Here is a 16,766-nt window from a genome sequence, read left to right on the forward strand (position 1 = left end):
GCCTGGTTCGCCAGGGGGGACTCGGCTGTATCGGACATTACCATTTCTTCTCGAATCGGTTGCGCAGATAGATGGCGAGGCCATTCATCAGCAGCAGGAATATCAATAGCACGATAATCGCCGCACTTGTGCGTTCGACGAAACCGCGATCGATCTCGTCGGACCAGAGGAAGATCTGCATCGGCAGAACCGTGGCGTTGTCGGTAAACCCGTCGGGCGGGCTGGCGACGAAGGCACGCATGCCGATCAGCAGCAGCGGGGCGGTCTCGCCCAGCGCGCGGGCCATGCCGATGATCGTGCCGGTCAGGATGCCGGGCAGGGCGAGCGGCAGCACGTGGTGGAACACCACCTGGACGGGTGAGGCACCGATGGCGAGCGCACCGTCGCGGATCGACGGCGGCACCGCCTTGATGGCGTTGCGCCCGGCAATCACGATCACCGGCATCGTCATCAGCGCAAGCGTCATGCCTCCGATCAGCGGCGCGGAGCGATAGCTGGGGAAGATCCACAGGAAGACGGCGAGGCCCAGCAGGCCGAAGATGATGGATGGCACAGCGGCCAGGTTGTTGATCGACACCTCGATCAGGTCGGTCCATCGATTCTTCGGCGCATATTCCTCGAGATACAGGGCCGCCAGCACGCCGATGGGGAAGGCCAGGGCGAGGGTTACGATCATGGTCAGGATCGATCCCTTCAGCGCGCCCCAGATGCCCACGAGCTGCGGGTCCGTCGCGTCGGAGCGCTCGAGGAAGCCGCTGTCGAACCGGTCCGCCAGCACGCCTTCTTCCGCTAGCCGCTGGGCAAGCGGCTGGAGATCGGCATTACCGTCACCCGCCAGCGCACTTGCCAGCGATTCGGTAGTAGGAAGCGAAAAGGTGCTCTGTCCGCGCAGCAGCGAGGGGTCCTCGGCGAGATCCTCCGCGACGATGCGCCAGGCCTCGCTGTTCAGCTGGGCCGCGGCTTCCTCGCCCAGCGCCCTTTCGGCGCTGAACTGCACGAGATCCGGAAGCCCCTGGTTGCGCAACGATTGCTCGATCGCGCGCTCGTCTCCGATGGAGGGGTTCACCGTGAGGCCGGTCTGCGTGAAATCGATTGGCACGCTCAGTTCGGCGCGCTGGAATCCGCCGATCCCGTTGATCGTCATGGTGATCAACAGGAACAGCAGGACGGCTACCGAAAACACGATCGCGGAAAGACCGGCGATCTTGAATCGCCTCTCCGCAGCATAACGCTTCTTCAGTCGGGCTTCGAACGCCGGCGTGCGCGTTGGCCGCACCTTGTGGACAGTCTCACTCATAGGCTTCGCGGAACCTCTTCACGACGCGCAGCGCGATGATGTTGAGAACCAGGGTCACCATGAACAGGACGAAGCCCAGCGCGAACGCGGCAAGCGTTGCAGGATGGTCGAAACTGCCTTCGCCGGTGAGCAGGGCGACGATCTGCACGGTCACCGTGGTCATCGCCTCCAGCGGGTTGGCAGACAGGTTGGCGGCAAAGCTCGCCGCCATCACCACGATCATGGTTTCGCCGATGGCACGGCTGATCGCCAGCATGATGCCGGCAACGATGCCCGGCAGCGCGGCGGGGACGAGGACGCGCTTGATCGTTTCGTTCTGTGTCGCGCCCATGGCCAGCGATCCGTCCTTCATCGCCTGCGGCACGGCGGCGATGGAATCGTCGGCCATGGAGGACACGAACGGAATGATCATCACGCCCATCACCAGTCCCGCGGCCAGCGCGCTTTCGCTCGAGGGGTTGGAGATGCCCATCGAGAGGGCGATGTCGCGGATCGCCGGGGCGATGGTGAGCGCGGCGAAATAGCCGTAGACCACCGTCGGGACACCGGCGAGGATTTCCAGCGCGGGCTTGATCCACGTGCGCACCCGCGGCGCGGCATACTGGTTGAGGTAGATCGCGCTCATCATGCCCAGCGGAATGGCCACGATCATGGCGATGATCGCACCGATGAACAGCGTGCCCCAGAACAGCGGGATCGCGCCGTAGCGGTCGCCGTCGGGATTACTGGCGCTGCTCATGGGATCGGGCGACCAGTTGGTGCCGAACAGGAAATCGATCGGCGATACCATCGTGAAGAAACGGACGGTTTCGAACACCAGGCTGGCAAGGATCCCCAGCGTGGTGAGAATCGCCACGAGTGAGGCGATCAGCAGCGTCGTCAGCACCGCGCGTTCCACCCGCGTCCGCGCGCGGAAATCGGGTTTCAGCCGCAGGAATGCGAAGGCGGCACCGCAGCCAGCCACCAGCAGGGTGACCACGAAGCCTATGATCTGATAGCGGAAGATCGCCTCTTCGAAGGGTTCGACCAATGCAGCGGCATCGGCGTTGAAGACGCCCGCGGAAGCGCCCGTGGCGACGGCCCGCGCTTCCGAGAGCATGGTATCGCGCTGCATGCCGAAGGCGGGCAGATTTTCCGCAGACGGGCTGGCCAGCACATGCTGCAGGATCAGCTGTTCGGAAATCGGCGCCCAGCTCAGGGCGAAGACGATCGTCGGCACGACGATCCACAGAGCGGCGTACCAGGCGTGGTAGACAGGCAGGGACGCGATACGATTGTTCGCGCTCGCGCGGCGAAACATCGCGGCGCGCGAGCGTGCGACCAGCCAGCCGGCCAGCCCCAGTCCGAGGACCAATAGGATCAGGGTGCTGGCCGACATTTCCGCTTGGTTGCTTCCCTAGTCGAGGTCGGAGGCGGCGAGCGGCGTAAAGTCGCTCGCGGCTGCGTTGCTGCGCGCCATAGCGGCTTCAGGATTTGGCACAAGACCCACCTCGGCCAGCGGTCCGCCCGATCCCCAGTTGTTCGCCCATTCCGCGACGAATTCGCGAAGGCCCGGAATGGCATCCAGGTGCTGGTTTTTGACGTAGATGTACAGCGGGCGGGCGCCGACGTAGTCGAAGCTCGAGATGTTCTCGTAGGTCGGCTCGACACCGTTCATGGTCAGGCCGTGAACGCGGTCGGAATTGGCCTCGAGGTAGGAGAATCCGAAGATACCGATCGCGTCGGCGTTACCTTCGATCTTCTGCACGATCAGGTTGTCCTGCTCGCCCTGCTCGACATAGGCGCCGTCGTTGCGAAGTTCGGTGCAGACCGCTTCGTAACGGTCCTCGTCCTGCTCTTCGAGTTCGGCCATGCCTTCACCCGATTCGCAGCCGACCAGCAGCACGAGTTCGTTCAGCGCATCGCGCGTGCCCGAGGTGGAGGGCGGGCCGTAGACCAGGATCGGCTTGTTCGGCAGCGACGGGTCGATGTCGCTCCACATCTCGTTGGTCTGCTCTTCGCCGTAGGGGTTGGCGGCGATCGCCTCGTAGACGATCTCCGGCGTCAGGTCGAAATCGATGCCGTCGGTGGCGCTGGCGAAGGCGATCCCGTCCAGGCCGACCTGGATTTCGGTGATGTTCTCCACGCCGTTCTGCTGACAGGTCTCGAACTCGCTCGGCTTCATGCGGCGCGAAGCGTTAACGATGTCGGGGGTTTCCGGCCCCACGCCCTGACAGAACAGCGCCATGCCGCCACCCGTCCCGGTCGATTCGATGATCGGCGAGGCGAAATCGTGGTTGCGGGTGAAGCTTTCCGCCACGCGGGTCGCGAAGGGATAGACGGTGGACGAGCCGACGGCGCGAACGGAATCGCGCGTGTCGGCACCGCCGCCGGCATTGTTGCAAGCGGCCAGTGCCACAAGGGCAAGCGCCGAAGCGGCATTACGCAATTTGAATGTCATGATGTTCCTCATTTCGGTTCAGATGGCAGACCGCTAGGTCTACTGTATGACGCCATTGCGACAATCGCGAGTTCGGTACGTGACCGCTTGTCACGAGTGTCGCCGGCAATTTGCGGAATTGTCTAGAAATCGATCTGCGCCCGCATCCCCAATACGTCGACGGAATAATCGCGGCTTCCATTCGCCGCGGCATGAACGGCATCGTCGTATTCCAGACGGCCGTAGTTGACGGTCAGCCGGGTGTAGTCGGTCGGCACCCAGACTAGCGACGCGAAATAACCGTTCTGTTCGCCGCCGATGATTCCCGCGTCGGCATCGCTGAGATCGAGGTAGTCGTAGCGGACATTGACCTGCAGCGCACCCATTCCGCCTTCATCCACCGGATTTGCGGGACGCGTGCGATCGAACTTGCCACCCTTGTAGCCGCGGCTGTCGCCAGGCGTCAGGAAAAGGCCGGCTTCGGCATAGCCGCCGAAGAATGTCGCATCCTCCATCGCGGGGGCAGGCCTGTTCGCGGTCTGCCAGAAGGCTTCGCCCACGGCGTGGAACGGACCACTGATGAAGCCGCTTTCGATCCCGGCGCCGAATTCGCTCGTCGCGCCGAAGTCGCCGGTGTTGATGAAGCGCTCTGACGTGAAATGCACCAGCGGGCGCTGGCGATAGCGCACGGTCTCTCCATCGGCGACGTCGGTGAAATGCACCGAGCCGCCGAAATGCAGCTGCGCATCGCCGATCTGAGGGCTGGCGACAATGCGGGCATCGCCGCTCCACGTATCGCCGGGTAGGTCGGCGATGTTGTCTGTGAAGACACCGGCCTGCAGCATAACGACCTCGCCGATGTCGACCTCGGCAGAAACGCCAAGGCGCCGCTCGAACCCGAACGCATCGGTGAATGCGGCCCGCTCGATAAAGGACGACCAGCGGCTGCTCGTCAGTTCTTCCAGCGACTGGAAATTGTTGTGCTGCCCAACCGTCAGCGCGAGGGGGCCGTCGTCATAGGTGATGATCGCATCGGTCACGGCGACTTCGTCACCGGCGAAGTCCACTTCCACCTTGTAGCCGAAGCCGCCGGGGATATCGCCGCTCATGCCCAGGCGGGCACGCCGGATCTCGCTGCCGAAACCGTCGGGGCGACCCGTCGATTCGGGGGACGAGACAAAGCCGCCATCGATGTTCAGGCGGCCGAAAGGCTTGAACGACCATCCGCCCTCGGCCTCGAATTCCGGCGCGCCGCTCCAACCGACCGCCAGGGGCGTATCGGTCTCAACGGACGGTGTGGCGGAGGCAAGGGGCTGCGGAGCCGCGGACGGTGCCGAAGCTTGAACCGGTGCCGCCGAGGACTGGGCTGGCGGAGTCGATTCGAGTTCCTGCACGCGCTGCGTTAGTCTCTCGACCTCGGCGCGAAGCACGGCCAATTGTTCTTCGACCGTAAGGGTTTCCTGCGCCTGGGCAACCGCCGGGGAGAGGGCGGTTCCGAACAGGAGGGCACTGGCGACAAGCTTTTTCATGACAATCAGATTTCACTTTTGTGGCGAAAGTGTGTGCCCGCTATGACTTGTTTATGACGCCTTTGTTACAGGACGTGCCGCAGCCTTCCCAACTTGGGGAAAACCTGTCGACAACTTGTGTGAAATAAAGGTGGCGCTGGCTAGTCGCCGGTCTGGACCAGCGGCAGTCGTACCGTGACGGTAGTGCCGTCACCAAGCTTGCTGTCGATATCCAGGCGGCCCCGATGGCGCTCCACGATATGCTTGCAGATGGCGAGGCCGAGACCCGTGCCGCCGGCAGCACGGCTGCGCCCGGGGTCCGTCCGGTAGAAGCGCCTGGTCAGGTGCGGCAAGTGTTCGGGCGCTATGCCTTCCCCGTGGTCGCGAACGGTCAGCACGGCCATGTCGCGTTGGCCTTGTTGCAGAGTGACCTCGACGGGCTTGTCCTCGCCGCCGTATTTGAGCGCGTTGTCCACTAGGTTGCGAACCAGCTGTTCCAGCTGGCGCGTGTCTCCACGCACTGAAAGGTCATCATCCTCGATCGTGATGGCCACCCGTTCGAATCTTTCCAGGCCAGCGCCGTCGCGGGACGCCTGTCGCACCAGGGGTGCCAGCAGCAGGGCTTCGCGAGGCTGGTCATGCTTTTCGGCCTCAACCCGGCTCAGCGACATGAGATCGTCGACAAGCGTCTGCAGCCGACGAGCTTCGCGCAGGACCGTGGAATAGAAGCGGTTCGCCTGCTTCGGGTCGATATCCTGGCCTTCGTCCTCCAGCGTTTCCATGTAGCCGATGATCGAGGCCAGCGGCGTACGCAGTTCATGGCTGGCATTGGCCACGAAATCGGTGTGCGCTCGGCTGATATCGGCTTCGGAAGTGCGGTTGATGAGTTCGATCAGCGAATAGCGCTCGTCGATCTGCTGCCTGGTCATCTGCCAGTTGCTTCTCGGCCCGGTCAGTCCCTGCACGGTGACGCTGCCGCCGCCCGGGCGCGAGAGCAGATCCACCGCTGCAGGATGGCGTAGCGCGACACGCGCGTCCTGACCGATGATGTGAGCGCCGATGGCTTCCCTCGCGTTCACGTTGGCCACGATGATGCGATTGTTGTCCAGCAACAGGAGCGGAAGGCCGGAATGCTCGATCAGGTCGCGCATGCCCGACCGGGTGATCTGCATGGCCTCCTGCGGCGCCTTGCGCGGTTCCGGCGGGGGTGGGGGAATCAGCCAGAACGATAGGATCCACACGCCGATGAAGGCCAGCGCCAGCCCTACGCCCACGCCGGAGAACATCAGCACTGCGCCGCTGACCACGGCGAGGGCTACTCCAGCAATCGGGATGCGCAAGCCTTTCATGGGAAGGCCTCATGCGCGAGAATTATTACGGTTTCCAGCAATAAGGGAAAATCATCCCCGCATGGATGCGCTGCGAGAGTGATGGTGACCCCTACGGGAATCGAACCCGTGTTTCAGCCGTGAGAGGGCCGCGTCCTGACCGCTAGACGAAGGGGCCGTGGCCGATAGCTCGGCCTGGCAGGTTGCCATGCATGCTGGTAGGCAAATCCATCGCTGGTGACCCCTACGGGAATCGAACCCGTGTTTCAGCCGTGAAAGGGCCGCGTCCTAACCGCTAGACGAAGGGGCCACGCGCGATGGAGCGGCGCAATTAGGGGCATGGGGGCGTGCGGTCAAGCCCTCCTCGCAACATTATCTCCGCTATCGGCATCAGTCCGCCCAGGCGGCATCTTCCAGGTGCATTTCTGCCGCGGGCCGGGCGCCCCAATCGTCGATCTTCGCCCGTCCTGCCAGCCACAGCCGCCGGCCCTTCGCGCCGTGCAGAATCGACTGGCCCATTTCGCTGGAGGCAGCCCGGAACGCGATGGCTTTCAGGCTTCGCCCGTCCTGCCCGGCGGCGATCACGCGCAGGTGATCGTTGCCCACGATATCCGCCTTCACGATGTGAACGGGGCCCACCGCGATTCTCGGCCCGGGCCAGCCGACGCCATAGGGGCCAGCCCCCTCCAGCGTCTCGACCAGTTCGGGCGTCAGGCCACCGGGTGCCAACGAGAGATCCAGGAGCATCGTCTGCTCCGCATTTGCGCGGGCAACCGTCGCGGCAAGCCTTTCGTCCAGCCAGTCGGCGAACTCGTCCAGTCGGCCGGAGTCGATCGTCATTCCCGCCGCCATGGTATGGCCGCCGCCTGCCACCAGCAGCCCGGCCTCGCGCGCGGCGATGATGGCTGCGCCCAGATCGACACCCGGAATGGAGCGACCTGAGCCTTTTCCCTGGCCGCCTTTCGTATCGAGGGCGAGGGCGAGGCTTGGCTTGCCGGTCTTCTCCTTGATTCGACCCGCGACGATGCCGATCACGCCGGGGTGCCAGCCCTTGCCGGCCACGCAGATTACCGAGCGATTGTGCTGGGCGGCCAGTTGCGCCTCGGCCTCTTCCTGCACGACAGCCTCGATGGCGCGGCGTTCCTCGTTCAAGGTGGATAGCTGCTCGGCGATCGCGCGGGCCTCGTCCGGGTCATGCGTCGTGAGCAGTCGCACGCCCAGCGTCGCTTCTCCCACGCGTCCGCCGGCGTTGATTCGCGGACCCAGCGCGAATCCGCAATCGCTGCACTTGGGCGCGGCCTTCAGGCGGCTGGCATCGATCAATGCTGCCATCCCTATGTTGTCGCGCTTGCCCATCACTTTCAGGCCCTGCGCCACGAAAGCACGGTTCAGCCCGCGAATCGCGGCAACGTCGGCCACGGTGCCCAGCGCCACCAGATCCAGCAGGGAAATCAGGTTGGGCTCGCTCCGCCCGTCGAAAAATCCGCGCTCGCGCAGGGTCCGCACGACGGCAACGGCCAACAGGAAAGCCACGCCGACGGCGGCAAGGTGTCCGTGCGAGGCGGCCAGATCGTTCTCGTCCAAACGGTTCGGATTGACGAGGGCAAAGCAGCGCGGAAGATCGGGGGAGCACTTGTGGTGGTCCACCACGATGACATCGATCCCGGCATCGTGGGCCAGGCCCAGAGCCTCGTGCGCCATCGCCCCGCAATCGACGGTGACGATCAGGCTGGAGCCTTCCTCGCCAATCTTCAGCAGCGCCTCTCCGCTGGGCCCGTATCCTTCCAGCAGGCGATCGGGAATGTAGTGGCGCGCATCGTGGCCCAGCATGCGCAGCAGCCGGATCATCAAGGCGGAGCTGGTGGCGCCGTCGACATCGTAGTCGCCGTAGATCGTGATCGTTTCCTGCGAGAGCACGGCTTCTGCAATGCGCTCTGCCGCCCGGTCCATGTCGTTGAACTGCGAGGGATCAGGCAGGAATTCGCGCAGGGAAGGTTGCCGGTGCTTGTCGAGTTCTTCGATGGAGACGCCGCGCGACAGCAGCAGCTGGGTGACGATATCGTGGCCCAGCGCATGGATATCGCCATCCATCTGCATGTTTCCGCCCCGCCACCGCCAGGCCTTGCCGGACAGCGAACGTTCCACGCCAAGGATTGCCGGTCGGGTTGCCATCCGGCGATTCTAGCGCGTTGCGCCCCTGGCTCCAACAGTACCTTTCGAACTCTCGACAGATGGTTTGTGCATTAATTTAATGCGATAGCGGCATAGTGTTGCACACCATATGACCAACAATGACTCGACCCGGCGCGGCTTTGTCGTCAAAATTTCGCTTAAGGACGAAGGGAATACAGGCAATCGCGAGCGCTGAGCGCCTTGATCCAGAGGGAATGAAATCGGCGGTATCGCTGCTTTTTGCACCCGGGCGGCGGCCACGTGCAGTCGACGTGCGCGCCCTTGCGGAAGCCACGGGTGAATTTTCCATCAGCCTCGACCCCTCCCGCGAGGGCGGACAGGAGGAAGGCTGGCTTGAACTGCTGGCCAACGGATTGACCTTCGACCTCGAAGGCCTGGCGCCGCAGTCTCCCATCCAGGTGCCGGAAACACCTCACACCTACGGCACCGGGCCGGATTTCGAGGTGGCCCGGCAAGAACCGGTGCTGATCAAGCCCGGTCCCCACCTTGCGGCCGGGGGAGCCATGTTCCCCGTCGTGCGGACCCTTGCCATGATCGCCGCCCACCTGACGAAACTGGACGGAGTGAGCGCGGTTGCCTGGCATCCGGCGCGCGCCGTCAGCGACGCGGCCTACTTCCGCCACAGCGTCCTCAGCTGGATCGGCGGGGGCGCGTTTCCGGGCCTTGGCCTTGCCGCACTGGTGCCGACGGAAGACGGCGGCCTGCGGAGCGAGGGGCTTTCGCTTTTCACCGGGCAGGAACTGCACATGATGCCCGAAGTGGTGACGGGCCGGGCAGAGGCCTCCAAGATCGCGCTGAGGCTGCTGAACTGGATGATCGAGAACGGTCGGATCACGCAAACTTTCGCATTTTCAGGGCCTTCCGGCGAGACATTGCGACTTGAACCTGTCGAACAGACAGGCATGGTCGAAGTGTGGAGCGGGTCGCACTAGTCCACGTAGACCGCGAGGAATGCGTGTCGCCTTGCCGTGCCGGCAGGCCGAAACTGCCGTTCAGGGCGGTGAACACGCGTGAGCAGCCGGGCTATCAGCCCGACATGCAGCGCCACCACCTGCTTCCACGGCAATTGCTGGGCACCGGCAGCCTGGGCGAAATGCTGGCGCAGCTCGGCAAGGATCGCATCGGATTCGACGATTTTCGGCGCAACGGCCTGCTGCTTCCCGCCAGCACTGGCGCCGCACTGCGGGCCGGGCTGCCGCTGCATTGCGGTCCGCATGCAGACTACAACGCGATGGTGCTGGAAAGGGTGGGACAGATCGAGGGGGAGTGGTCGCGCACGGCCCGTCGCCATGCCACCGTCGCCGCGGTCGACGCGATTGCCAGGCTCGACCTCCTGCAGCGCGCGTTGCGGCGCAGGCTGCTGGAGGCTGGGCGCGGGCGGCTGCTGCTCAGCCGCAAGGACCCGTTTCACACGGGGCAGGACTTCTCGCACCTCGATGCGATGGTCGACCAGCTGTGGGCAGCGACCGAGCCGCCCGGCTGACGTCCCGGCGTCAGAACCGCTGCGTTCCCGGCCCGTGCGCCGCGCCGTTGGCTGCCGAAAGGATCGCGCGCACGCTGGCGGTGGCCACGTCCTCGTCGATCCCAACGCCCCAGCCGCTGCGACCGTCGGGCAGGGCCCACTCGATATAGGCCGCGGCACGCGCATCGACGCCCGTCCCCAGTGCATGCTCCGAATAGTCGCGCACTTCGAAATCGAGCCCGTAGGTCTCGCGAATGGTGGCGAGCACACTGGAGATCAGGCCCTTGCCGCGTCCGGATACGCGCTGCTCTTCTCCATCGACCTTGATCGTGCCGGTGAACACCCGGTCGCCGTCGGCGGTGCGACCCTCGTCGTAGTCGACGAGCGCGAACTTGCGGGTGTCCACCTGCAGATAATAGGTTTTCTTGAAGCAATCCCAGATGTCGGCCGCGTTGATCTCGCGGCCTGTCTCGTCGGCCATGAACTGCACGTGCTTGGAGAAATGAGCCTGCAGGGCCTTGGGCAGTTTCAGCCCCTGGGTCTGCTGCAGCACCCAGGCGAAACCGCCCTTGCCGGACTGCGAATTGACGCGGATGACCGCTTCGTAATCGCGTCCCAGGTCCGCCGGATCGATCGGCAGGTAGGGGACGCGCCATTGCCGGTCGTTCTGCTTGTCGTTGGCCTCGAACCCCTTCTTGATCGCATCCTGGTGGCTGCCGGAAAAGGCCGTGAACACCAGTTCGCCGCCATAGGGATGGCGCTGGTGAACGGGCAGTTCGTTACAGTATTCCACCGTCTCGATAACCTTGTCGATGTCGGAGAAGTCAAGGCGGGGATCGACGCCCTGCGTGTACATGTTGAGCGCCACGGTCACGAGACAGCAGTTGCCCGTTCGCTCGCCATTGCCGAACAGACAGCCTTCCACGCGGTCGGCGCCGGCCATCAGGCCCAGCTCCGCCGCCGCAACGCCGGTGCCGCGATCGTTGTGTGTGTGGAGCGAGATCACCGCCGCCTCGCGGTTGGGCAGATTGCGGCAGAAGTATTCGATCTGGTCGGCGTAGATGTTGGGCGTCGCCGCTTCCACCGTCGCGGGCAGGTTGAGAATGATCGGCCATTCCTTCGTCGGGCCGACGACCTTCATCACCGCTTCGCAAACCTCCAGGCTGAAATCGAGTTCGGCGGTGGAGAAGGTTTCCGGCGAGTACTGGAAATGCCAGTTCGTGCAGGGGCGCTTCGCCGCCTCGTCCACCAGCTGCTGCGCGCCGCGCACGGCAATGTCGCGCACTTCGTCGCGGCTCATGCGGAAGACGATGTCGCGCCACGCCGGGCTTACGGCGTTGTAGAGATGGACAATGGCCGAATGCGCGCCTTCGAGGCTTTCGAAGCTGCGCGCGATCAGGTCTTCCCGCGACTGGGTGAGCACCTGCACCACAACGTCTTCCGGCACCTTGCCGGACTGCACAAGCCAGCTGATGAAATCGAATTCCGTCTGCCCCGCGGCGGGAAAGCCGACCTCGATTTCCTTCACGCCCACTTCCACCAGCAGGTCGAAGAAACGGGTCTTCTTCACCCGGTCCATCGGATCGATGATCGACTGGTTGCCGTCGCGCAGGTCCGTGCTGAGCCAGCGGGGCGGGGCGGTGATGGTGCGGGTGGGCCACTGCCGGTCGGGCAGGTCCACCTGGGGGAAGGGGCGGTACTTCGCGCTCGGTTCGCTGAGCATGGGCATCGGATTTCGGCCTTGTTCGACTGTTCGCCGCCGCCTGGTGCAGGTGGGGGCTGTTCAACGGTTATGTAGGGAAGCCCTTAGGCGAGATCCTGCCGCAGCGGGCAGGAGCAATGGCACGCCTAAGGGCGTGTAAGTCGAAGCAGCAGGGTTAGGCCGAATGCTGTCGTCATAGGAAGCGATACTACAGCCGAATGGTTAACAGGTCCAGCAGGAAGGGCGCGGCACCTTCGGCTAGGTGCCGCGCCAGCCCGGATTCGATCAGTCCTTCTCGAACGCGGCGGTGATTTCCAGCTCCACCTCGTCGCCAAGGCCGAAGGGGATGCCCCAGCCCAGGTTCCATTCGGAACGGGTGATCGTGGTGGTGCCGTGGAAGCCCACGGTTTCCTTCTGGTTCATGCCGTTCGTGCCCATGCCGGCCAGTTCGGCCTGGATGGTGACGGGATTGGTCACGCCGTTGAAGGTAAGATCACCCTCGATGTGAGCGGTCATGTCGCCGGTCTGGTGAACGGCGGTGGAAACGAAACGGGCAGGCTCCGGATCGGGGCCGAAGAAATCGGGATCGGCGCCATCCTGGCCGGCGCGCAGGAGATGGTCCTTCAGGCCTTCGCTGGCCACGGTGACCTGCGAAATCGGAATGGTGACGTCGACCGACGAGTTGGAGAGATTGTCGGTATCCAGATCCAGCGTGCCGGTAACGTCGCCGAAGATGCCGAAGTAGTCGTTGAAGCCAAGGTGATCGAGGCTCCACACCACCAGCGTATGCGCAGGATCGGCGGAATAGGTGCCCGAGGTGATGGCGCTCGTGTCCATCTCTTCAGCAGCGGGAGCGCCCTGCGCATTGAGCGCCGAGACGGAAAGGGCGGCAAGGCCGACAGCGGCAGTGGAAGCAAGAATGATCTTACGCATTGACAGTCTCCAGGTGGAAAATTGCAGGTTCCAAGATGGCGTGGCGGATTGACAATGTCCACCTGTTAGAGGCGAAGCGAAGGTGGAGCGCGGAGCCGGGTGGGTTGTGAGAAGGCAGACGACACGGCGGCCTATGGCTTTCGCAGGATCTTATCCATCGCCTTGCCCTTCGCCAGTTCGTCGACCAGCTTGTCGAGATAGCGGATCTCGCGCATGAGCGGCTCCTCGACTTCTTCCACCCTTACGCCGCACACCACGCCGGTAACCAGATTCCGGTCTGGATTCATGGCAGGTGCCTGCTCGAAGAACGTGCGAAAATCGCGCTTGTCGTCGATTGCCGCCTGAAGGCCTGCCGCGTCGTAACCCGTCAGCCACTCGATGATCCGGTCGAGTTCGGCCTTCGTTCGGCCCTTCTTCTCTGCCTTCGCCACGTAGTGCGGATAGACGCTGGCAAAGCTCATCGAATAGATGCGGTGCTCCGCCATGCGCGCGCCCTAGTTCTTTTCCTTGTCCACCAGCTTGTTGGCGGAAATCCACGGCATCATGGCGCGCAGCTGGGCGCCGGTCTGCTCGATGGGATGGGCTTCGGCGCGCTTGCGGGCGGCTTTCAGCTCCGGCTGTCCGGCACGGTTGTCGAGCACGAAGTTCTTCACGAAGCGGCCCGACTGAATGTCGTCAAGCACCCGCTTCATCTCGGCCTTGGTCTCTTCGGTGATGATGCGCGGGCCGGTGGTGATGTCGCCATATTCGGCGGTGTTGCTGATGGAGTAGCGCATGTTGGCGATGCCGCCTTCGTACAGCAGGTCGACGATCAGCTTGGTCTCGTGGAGACATTCGAAATAGGCCATTTCCGGCGCGTAGCCCGCTTCGGTCAGCGTTTCGAACCCGGCCTGGATCAGGTGGGTGATGCCGCCGCACAGCACGGCCTGCTCGCCGAACAAGTCCGTCTCGCACTCCTCGCGGAAATTGGTCTCGATGATGCCCGAACGGCCGCCGCCGACGCCGCTGGCATAGGCGAGGGCGAGATCATGCGCGTTGCCGCTGGCATCCTGGTGCACGGCGATCAGGCAGGGCACGCCGCCGCCGCGCTGGTATTCGCTGCGCACGGTGTGGCCCGGTCCCTTTGGCGCGATCATGATGACATCGATGTCCTGGGGCGGCTCGATCAGGCCGAAATGGATGTTGAGGCCGTGAGCGAAGGCGAGGGCGGCGCCCGGCTTCATCTTGCCCTTCAGGTCGTTCTCCCAGATCGCGGCCTGGTGCTCGTCGGGGGCGAGGACCATCAGGATATCGGCCTGCTTCGCGGCTTCCTCGTTGCTCAGCACTTCGAACCCGGCAGCTTCGGCCTTCTTCGCCGTGGCCGAGCCTTCGCGCAGGGCGATGCGCACGTCCTTCACGCCCGAATCGCGCAGGTTCTGCGCATGGGCGTGGCCCTGGCTGCCGTAACCGAGCACGACGATTGTCTTGTCGGTGATGAGGTTGAGATCGCAATCGGCGTCGTAATAGACTTTCATGGGTCGTCCTGTTTTCTTCTCGTTCGATTGACTGAGAGGGGCATAGGCCCCCCGCGGTATGATTCAAATGGGGTGGTTTGCCCTCAGGCCCCTTCGCTGCCGCGCATCATCCCCACGATGCCGCTGCGGCCCACCTCGACAAGGCCCAGCCCGCGCATCAGCGCGATGAAGCTGTCGATCTTGTCCTTGGCGCCGGTGAGTTCGAAAACGAAGCTCTCGGTGGTCGTGTCGACCACGCTGGCGCGAAACACCTCGGCGATACGCAGCGCCTCCACGCGGTTGTCGCCCGTGCCCTTGACCTTCACCAGCGCAAGTTCGCGCTCCACGTGCGGGCCTTCCTCGGTAAGGTCGGTCACGCGGTGGACCGGCACCAGCCGCTCCAGCTGGGCCATGATCTGATCGATCACCTGCGGCGGGCCGCCGGTGACGATGGTGATGCGACTGATGGCGTGGTCCTCGGAGATGTCCGCCACGGTCAGACTGTCGATGTTGTATCCGCGCGCGGTGAACAGGCCGGTGATCTTGGCCAGTATGCCCGGCTCGTTGTCGACGACCACAGTCAGGACATGGCGCTCGGCCTCGCGATGCTCGATCTTCATTTGCCCTGCACCCCTACACCAGCGCCTTGGCTTCATCGGCCATCGTGCCGCCGTGCTGATCGCCATAGAGCAGCATCTCGGTATGCGCCGCTCCCGAAGGGATCATCGGGAAGCAGTTGGCATCCTTCGACACCTGGCAATCGACCATCACCGGACCGTCATGCTCCAGCATGGCGCGGATGCCGTCTTCCAGTTCGCTCTCTGATGTGATGCGAATGCCTTTCCAGCCATAGCTTTCGGCCAGCTTCACGAAATCGGGCAGGCTGTCGGAATAGCTGTTCGAATAGCGGCTTTCATAGGTCAGTTCCTGCCACTGGCGAACCATGCCCATGTATTCGTTGTTGAGGATGAACACCTTCACCGGCAGGCGAAACTGGCTGGCGGTGCCCAGTTCCTGGATGTTCATCTGAATGCTCGCCTCGCCCGCAATGTCGATCACAAGGCTATCGGGATTACCCAGCTGCGCGCCGATGGCCGCCGGCAGGCCGTAGCCCATCGTGCCGAGGCCACCGCTGGTGAGCCACTTGTTCGGACCCATGAAGCCGAAATACTGCGCCGCCCACATCTGGTGCTGGCCCACCTCGGTGGTGATGATGGGATCGCGGTCCCTCGTCATGGCGAACAGCGTTTCCACCGCCTTCTGCGGCATCAGCGAATCCTGGCGCTGGGGATAGGCCAGGCTGTCGCGTGCTTTCCACCCGGCGATACGCGCCTTCCATTCGCCCAGATCGGCGGATTTGCGCTTGCCCCAGCACTCGATCATCTGTTCCAGCACGGTGCCACAATCGCCCACGATGCCAAGGTCCACCGGCACCACCTTGTTGATGCTGGAGCGGTCGATATCGATGTGGATCTTCTTCGAATTGGGCGCGAAGGCGTCCAACCTGCCTGTCACGCGGTCGTCGAAGCGGGCGCCAACGCACACCATCACGTCGCACTGGTTCATCGCCATGTTGGCTTCCAGCGTACCGTGCATGCCCAGCATGCCCAGCCAGTCGGGATGGTCTGCCGGGAAGGCGCCAAGGCCCATCAGGGTGGAGGTCAGCGGTGCGCCGGTAAGCTGCTGGAATCGGCGCAAGGCAGCGGAGGCCGCCGGGCCTGAATTGATCACCCCGCCGCCGGTGTAGAGGATCGGGCGCTCCGCATTGGCGATGAGGTCCACCGCTTCGGCGATCTCCTCGGGCGCGGCGACGGTGCGGGGCTGGTAGCGCTTGCGACGCTGCGATGCGCCTTCGGGCATTTCGGCCGTCGCGATCTGCACGTTCTTGGGAATGTCCACCACCACGGGACCGGGCCGCCCGGTGGAGGCAATCTCGAAGGCTTCCTCTATCGTCGCGGCGAGGTCCGCTGGGTCCTTCACCAGGTAATTGTGCTTCGAGCAGTGGCGCGTCAGGCCGATGGTATCGGCTTCCTGGAAGGCATCGGTGCCGATCAGGTTGGTGGGCACCTGCCCGGTGATCACCACCAGCGGGATTGAATCGAGGAAGGCATCGGCGATGCCGGTGATGGCGTTGGTCGCGCCGGGGCCGGAGGTGACGAGCACCACGCCGGGCTTGCCGGTGGAACGGGCGTAGCCTTCCGCCGCGTGGGCGGCTCCCGCTTCATGCCGCACCAGGATGTGTCGAATGCGCGAGTCTGAAAACAGTTCGTCGTAGATGGGAAGTACGGCGCCGCCGGGATAGCCGAAGACGAATTCGACATCCTGTCGCACCAGGCTTTCCACCAGTATCGCAGCTCCGCTGCGTTCATCGGACACGGTACTCTCCTGCGTTCCTGAAAAGATTAACCCGGCGCAATCGCTTGCGCCGGGC

The 16,766-nt window shown here is 63.9% G+C and carries 14 protein-coding genes and 2 tRNA genes; 2 read left to right on the top strand and 14 right to left on the bottom strand.

Going from position 1 to position 16,766, the window contains the following annotated elements:
* Positions 1 to 37 precede the first annotated feature (37 nt).
* The 8 genes from pstA to recJ all read right to left on the bottom strand — a co-directional run bounded on the left by pstA (position 38) and on the right by recJ (position 8,724).
* Entirely contained in the window at positions 38 to 1,297 is a 1,260-nt protein-coding gene (pstA, locus tag AAA989_RS14180) for a phosphate ABC transporter permease PstA (RefSeq protein WP_338244649.1), read from the bottom strand.
* Positions 1,290 to 2,675, bottom strand: coding sequence for a phosphate ABC transporter permease subunit PstC (gene pstC / locus AAA989_RS14185; protein WP_338244650.1), 1,386 nt, complete (start codon positions 2,673 to 2,675; stop codon positions 1,290 to 1,292). Before pstC ends, pstA begins: the two co-directional genes overlap by 8 nt.
* Before the next feature lie 18 nt (positions 2,676 to 2,693).
* The gene (locus AAA989_RS14190) at positions 2,694 to 3,737 is read right to left on the bottom strand and encodes a substrate-binding domain-containing protein (protein WP_338244652.1); all 1,044 of its coding nucleotides are present in this window, start codon (positions 3,735 to 3,737) and stop codon (positions 2,694 to 2,696) included.
* Between the two features lie 122 nt (positions 3,738 to 3,859).
* Positions 3,860 to 5,245: a porin gene (locus AAA989_RS14195; RefSeq protein WP_338244654.1), complete on the bottom strand. Its 1,386-nt coding sequence runs from the start codon at positions 5,243 to 5,245 to the stop codon at positions 3,860 to 3,862.
* 140 nt (positions 5,246 to 5,385) lie between these two features.
* Positions 5,386 to 6,573, bottom strand: a complete 1,188-nt coding sequence (locus AAA989_RS14200; protein WP_338244656.1) for a sensor histidine kinase — start codon at positions 6,571 to 6,573, stop codon at positions 5,386 to 5,388.
* Positions 6,574 to 6,655: 82 nt separating this feature from the next.
* A tRNA-Glu gene (locus tag AAA989_RS14205) sits at positions 6,656 to 6,730 on the bottom strand.
* Between the two features lie 57 nt (positions 6,731 to 6,787).
* Positions 6,788 to 6,862, bottom strand: a tRNA-Glu gene (locus AAA989_RS14210).
* An 80-nt stretch (positions 6,863 to 6,942) separates the two neighbouring features.
* Positions 6,943 to 8,724, bottom strand: a complete 1,782-nt coding sequence (gene recJ, locus AAA989_RS14215) for a single-stranded-DNA-specific exonuclease RecJ (RefSeq protein ID WP_338244658.1) — start codon at positions 8,722 to 8,724, stop codon at positions 6,943 to 6,945.
* Between the two features lie 272 nt (positions 8,725 to 8,996).
* On the opposite strand from recJ, the gene AAA989_RS14220 reads away from it, so the two are divergent.
* Positions 8,997 to 9,677 carry a hypothetical protein gene (locus AAA989_RS14220; protein WP_338244660.1) on the top strand — a complete coding sequence of 227 codons (681 nt, stop codon included), beginning with the start codon at positions 8,997 to 8,999 and terminating at the stop codon, positions 9,675 to 9,677.
* 68 nt (positions 9,678 to 9,745) lie between these two features.
* Positions 9,746 to 10,228, top strand: a complete 483-nt coding sequence (locus AAA989_RS14225) for an AHH domain-containing protein (RefSeq protein WP_338244662.1) — start codon at positions 9,746 to 9,748, stop codon at positions 10,226 to 10,228.
* Positions 10,229 to 10,238: 10 nt separating this feature from the next.
* Here AAA989_RS14225 and leuA read toward each other — a convergent pair whose 3' ends face one another.
* The 6 genes from leuA to ilvB all read right to left on the bottom strand — a co-directional run bounded on the left by leuA (position 10,239) and on the right by ilvB (position 16,711).
* Positions 10,239 to 11,936, bottom strand: coding sequence for a 2-isopropylmalate synthase (gene leuA, locus AAA989_RS14230; protein WP_338244664.1), 1,698 nt, complete (start codon positions 11,934 to 11,936; stop codon positions 10,239 to 10,241).
* A 258-nt stretch (positions 11,937 to 12,194) separates the two neighbouring features.
* Positions 12,195 to 12,842 (bottom strand): YceI family protein, encoded by a 648-nt coding sequence (locus AAA989_RS14235; protein WP_338244666.1) that lies wholly within the window; start codon positions 12,840 to 12,842, stop codon positions 12,195 to 12,197.
* Between the two features lie 131 nt (positions 12,843 to 12,973).
* Positions 12,974 to 13,327: a DUF2200 domain-containing protein gene (locus AAA989_RS14240; protein WP_338244668.1), complete on the bottom strand. Its 354-nt coding sequence runs from the start codon at positions 13,325 to 13,327 to the stop codon at positions 12,974 to 12,976.
* 9 nt (positions 13,328 to 13,336) lie between these two features.
* Positions 13,337 to 14,356, bottom strand: coding sequence for a ketol-acid reductoisomerase (ilvC, locus tag AAA989_RS14245; protein ID WP_338244670.1), 1,020 nt, complete (start codon positions 14,354 to 14,356; stop codon positions 13,337 to 13,339).
* Between the two features lie 83 nt (positions 14,357 to 14,439).
* Positions 14,440 to 14,955 (bottom strand): acetolactate synthase small subunit, encoded by a 516-nt coding sequence (ilvN, locus tag AAA989_RS14250; protein WP_338244672.1) that lies wholly within the window; start codon positions 14,953 to 14,955, stop codon positions 14,440 to 14,442.
* Positions 14,956 to 14,968: 13 nt separating this feature from the next.
* A complete protein-coding gene (gene ilvB, locus AAA989_RS14255; protein WP_338244674.1) occupies positions 14,969 to 16,711 on the bottom strand; it encodes a biosynthetic-type acetolactate synthase large subunit in 1,743 nt (580 codons plus the stop codon).
* Between the last annotated feature and the right edge of the window lie 55 nt (positions 16,712 to 16,766).

Source organism: Aurantiacibacter hainanensis, from assembly GCF_036321025.1.
In the GTDB taxonomy this organism is placed as follows: domain Bacteria; phylum Pseudomonadota; class Alphaproteobacteria; order Sphingomonadales; family Sphingomonadaceae; genus Alteraurantiacibacter; species Alteraurantiacibacter hainanensis.

Excerpts from the sequence above, each read along its gene's own strand:
- pstA (WP_338244649.1), bottom strand. The coding sequence starts at position 1,297 with ATGAGTGAGACTGTCCACAAGGTGCGGCCAACGCGCACGCCGGCGTTC.
- pstC (WP_338244650.1), bottom strand. The coding sequence starts at position 2,675 with ATGTCGGCCAGCACCCTGATCCTATTGGTCCTCGGACTGGGGCTGGCC.
- AAA989_RS14190 (WP_338244652.1), bottom strand. The coding sequence starts at position 3,737 with ATGACATTCAAATTGCGTAATGCCGCTTCGGCGCTTGCCCTTGTGGCA.
- AAA989_RS14195 (WP_338244654.1), bottom strand. The coding sequence starts at position 5,245 with ATGAAAAAGCTTGTCGCCAGTGCCCTCCTGTTCGGAACCGCCCTCTCC.
- AAA989_RS14200 (WP_338244656.1), bottom strand. The coding sequence starts at position 6,573 with ATGAAAGGCTTGCGCATCCCGATTGCTGGAGTAGCCCTCGCCGTGGTC.
- recJ (WP_338244658.1), bottom strand. The coding sequence starts at position 8,724 with ATGGCAACCCGACCGGCAATCCTTGGCGTGGAACGTTCGCTGTCCGGC.
- leuA (WP_338244664.1), bottom strand. The coding sequence starts at position 11,936 with ATGCCCATGCTCAGCGAACCGAGCGCGAAGTACCGCCCCTTCCCCCAG.
- AAA989_RS14235 (WP_338244666.1), bottom strand. The coding sequence starts at position 12,842 with ATGCGTAAGATCATTCTTGCTTCCACTGCCGCTGTCGGCCTTGCCGCC.
- AAA989_RS14240 (WP_338244668.1), bottom strand. The coding sequence starts at position 13,327 with ATGGCGGAGCACCGCATCTATTCGATGAGCTTTGCCAGCGTCTATCCG.
- ilvC (WP_338244670.1), bottom strand. The coding sequence starts at position 14,356 with ATGAAAGTCTATTACGACGCCGATTGCGATCTCAACCTCATCACCGAC.
- ilvN (WP_338244672.1), bottom strand. The coding sequence starts at position 14,955 with ATGAAGATCGAGCATCGCGAGGCCGAGCGCCATGTCCTGACTGTGGTC.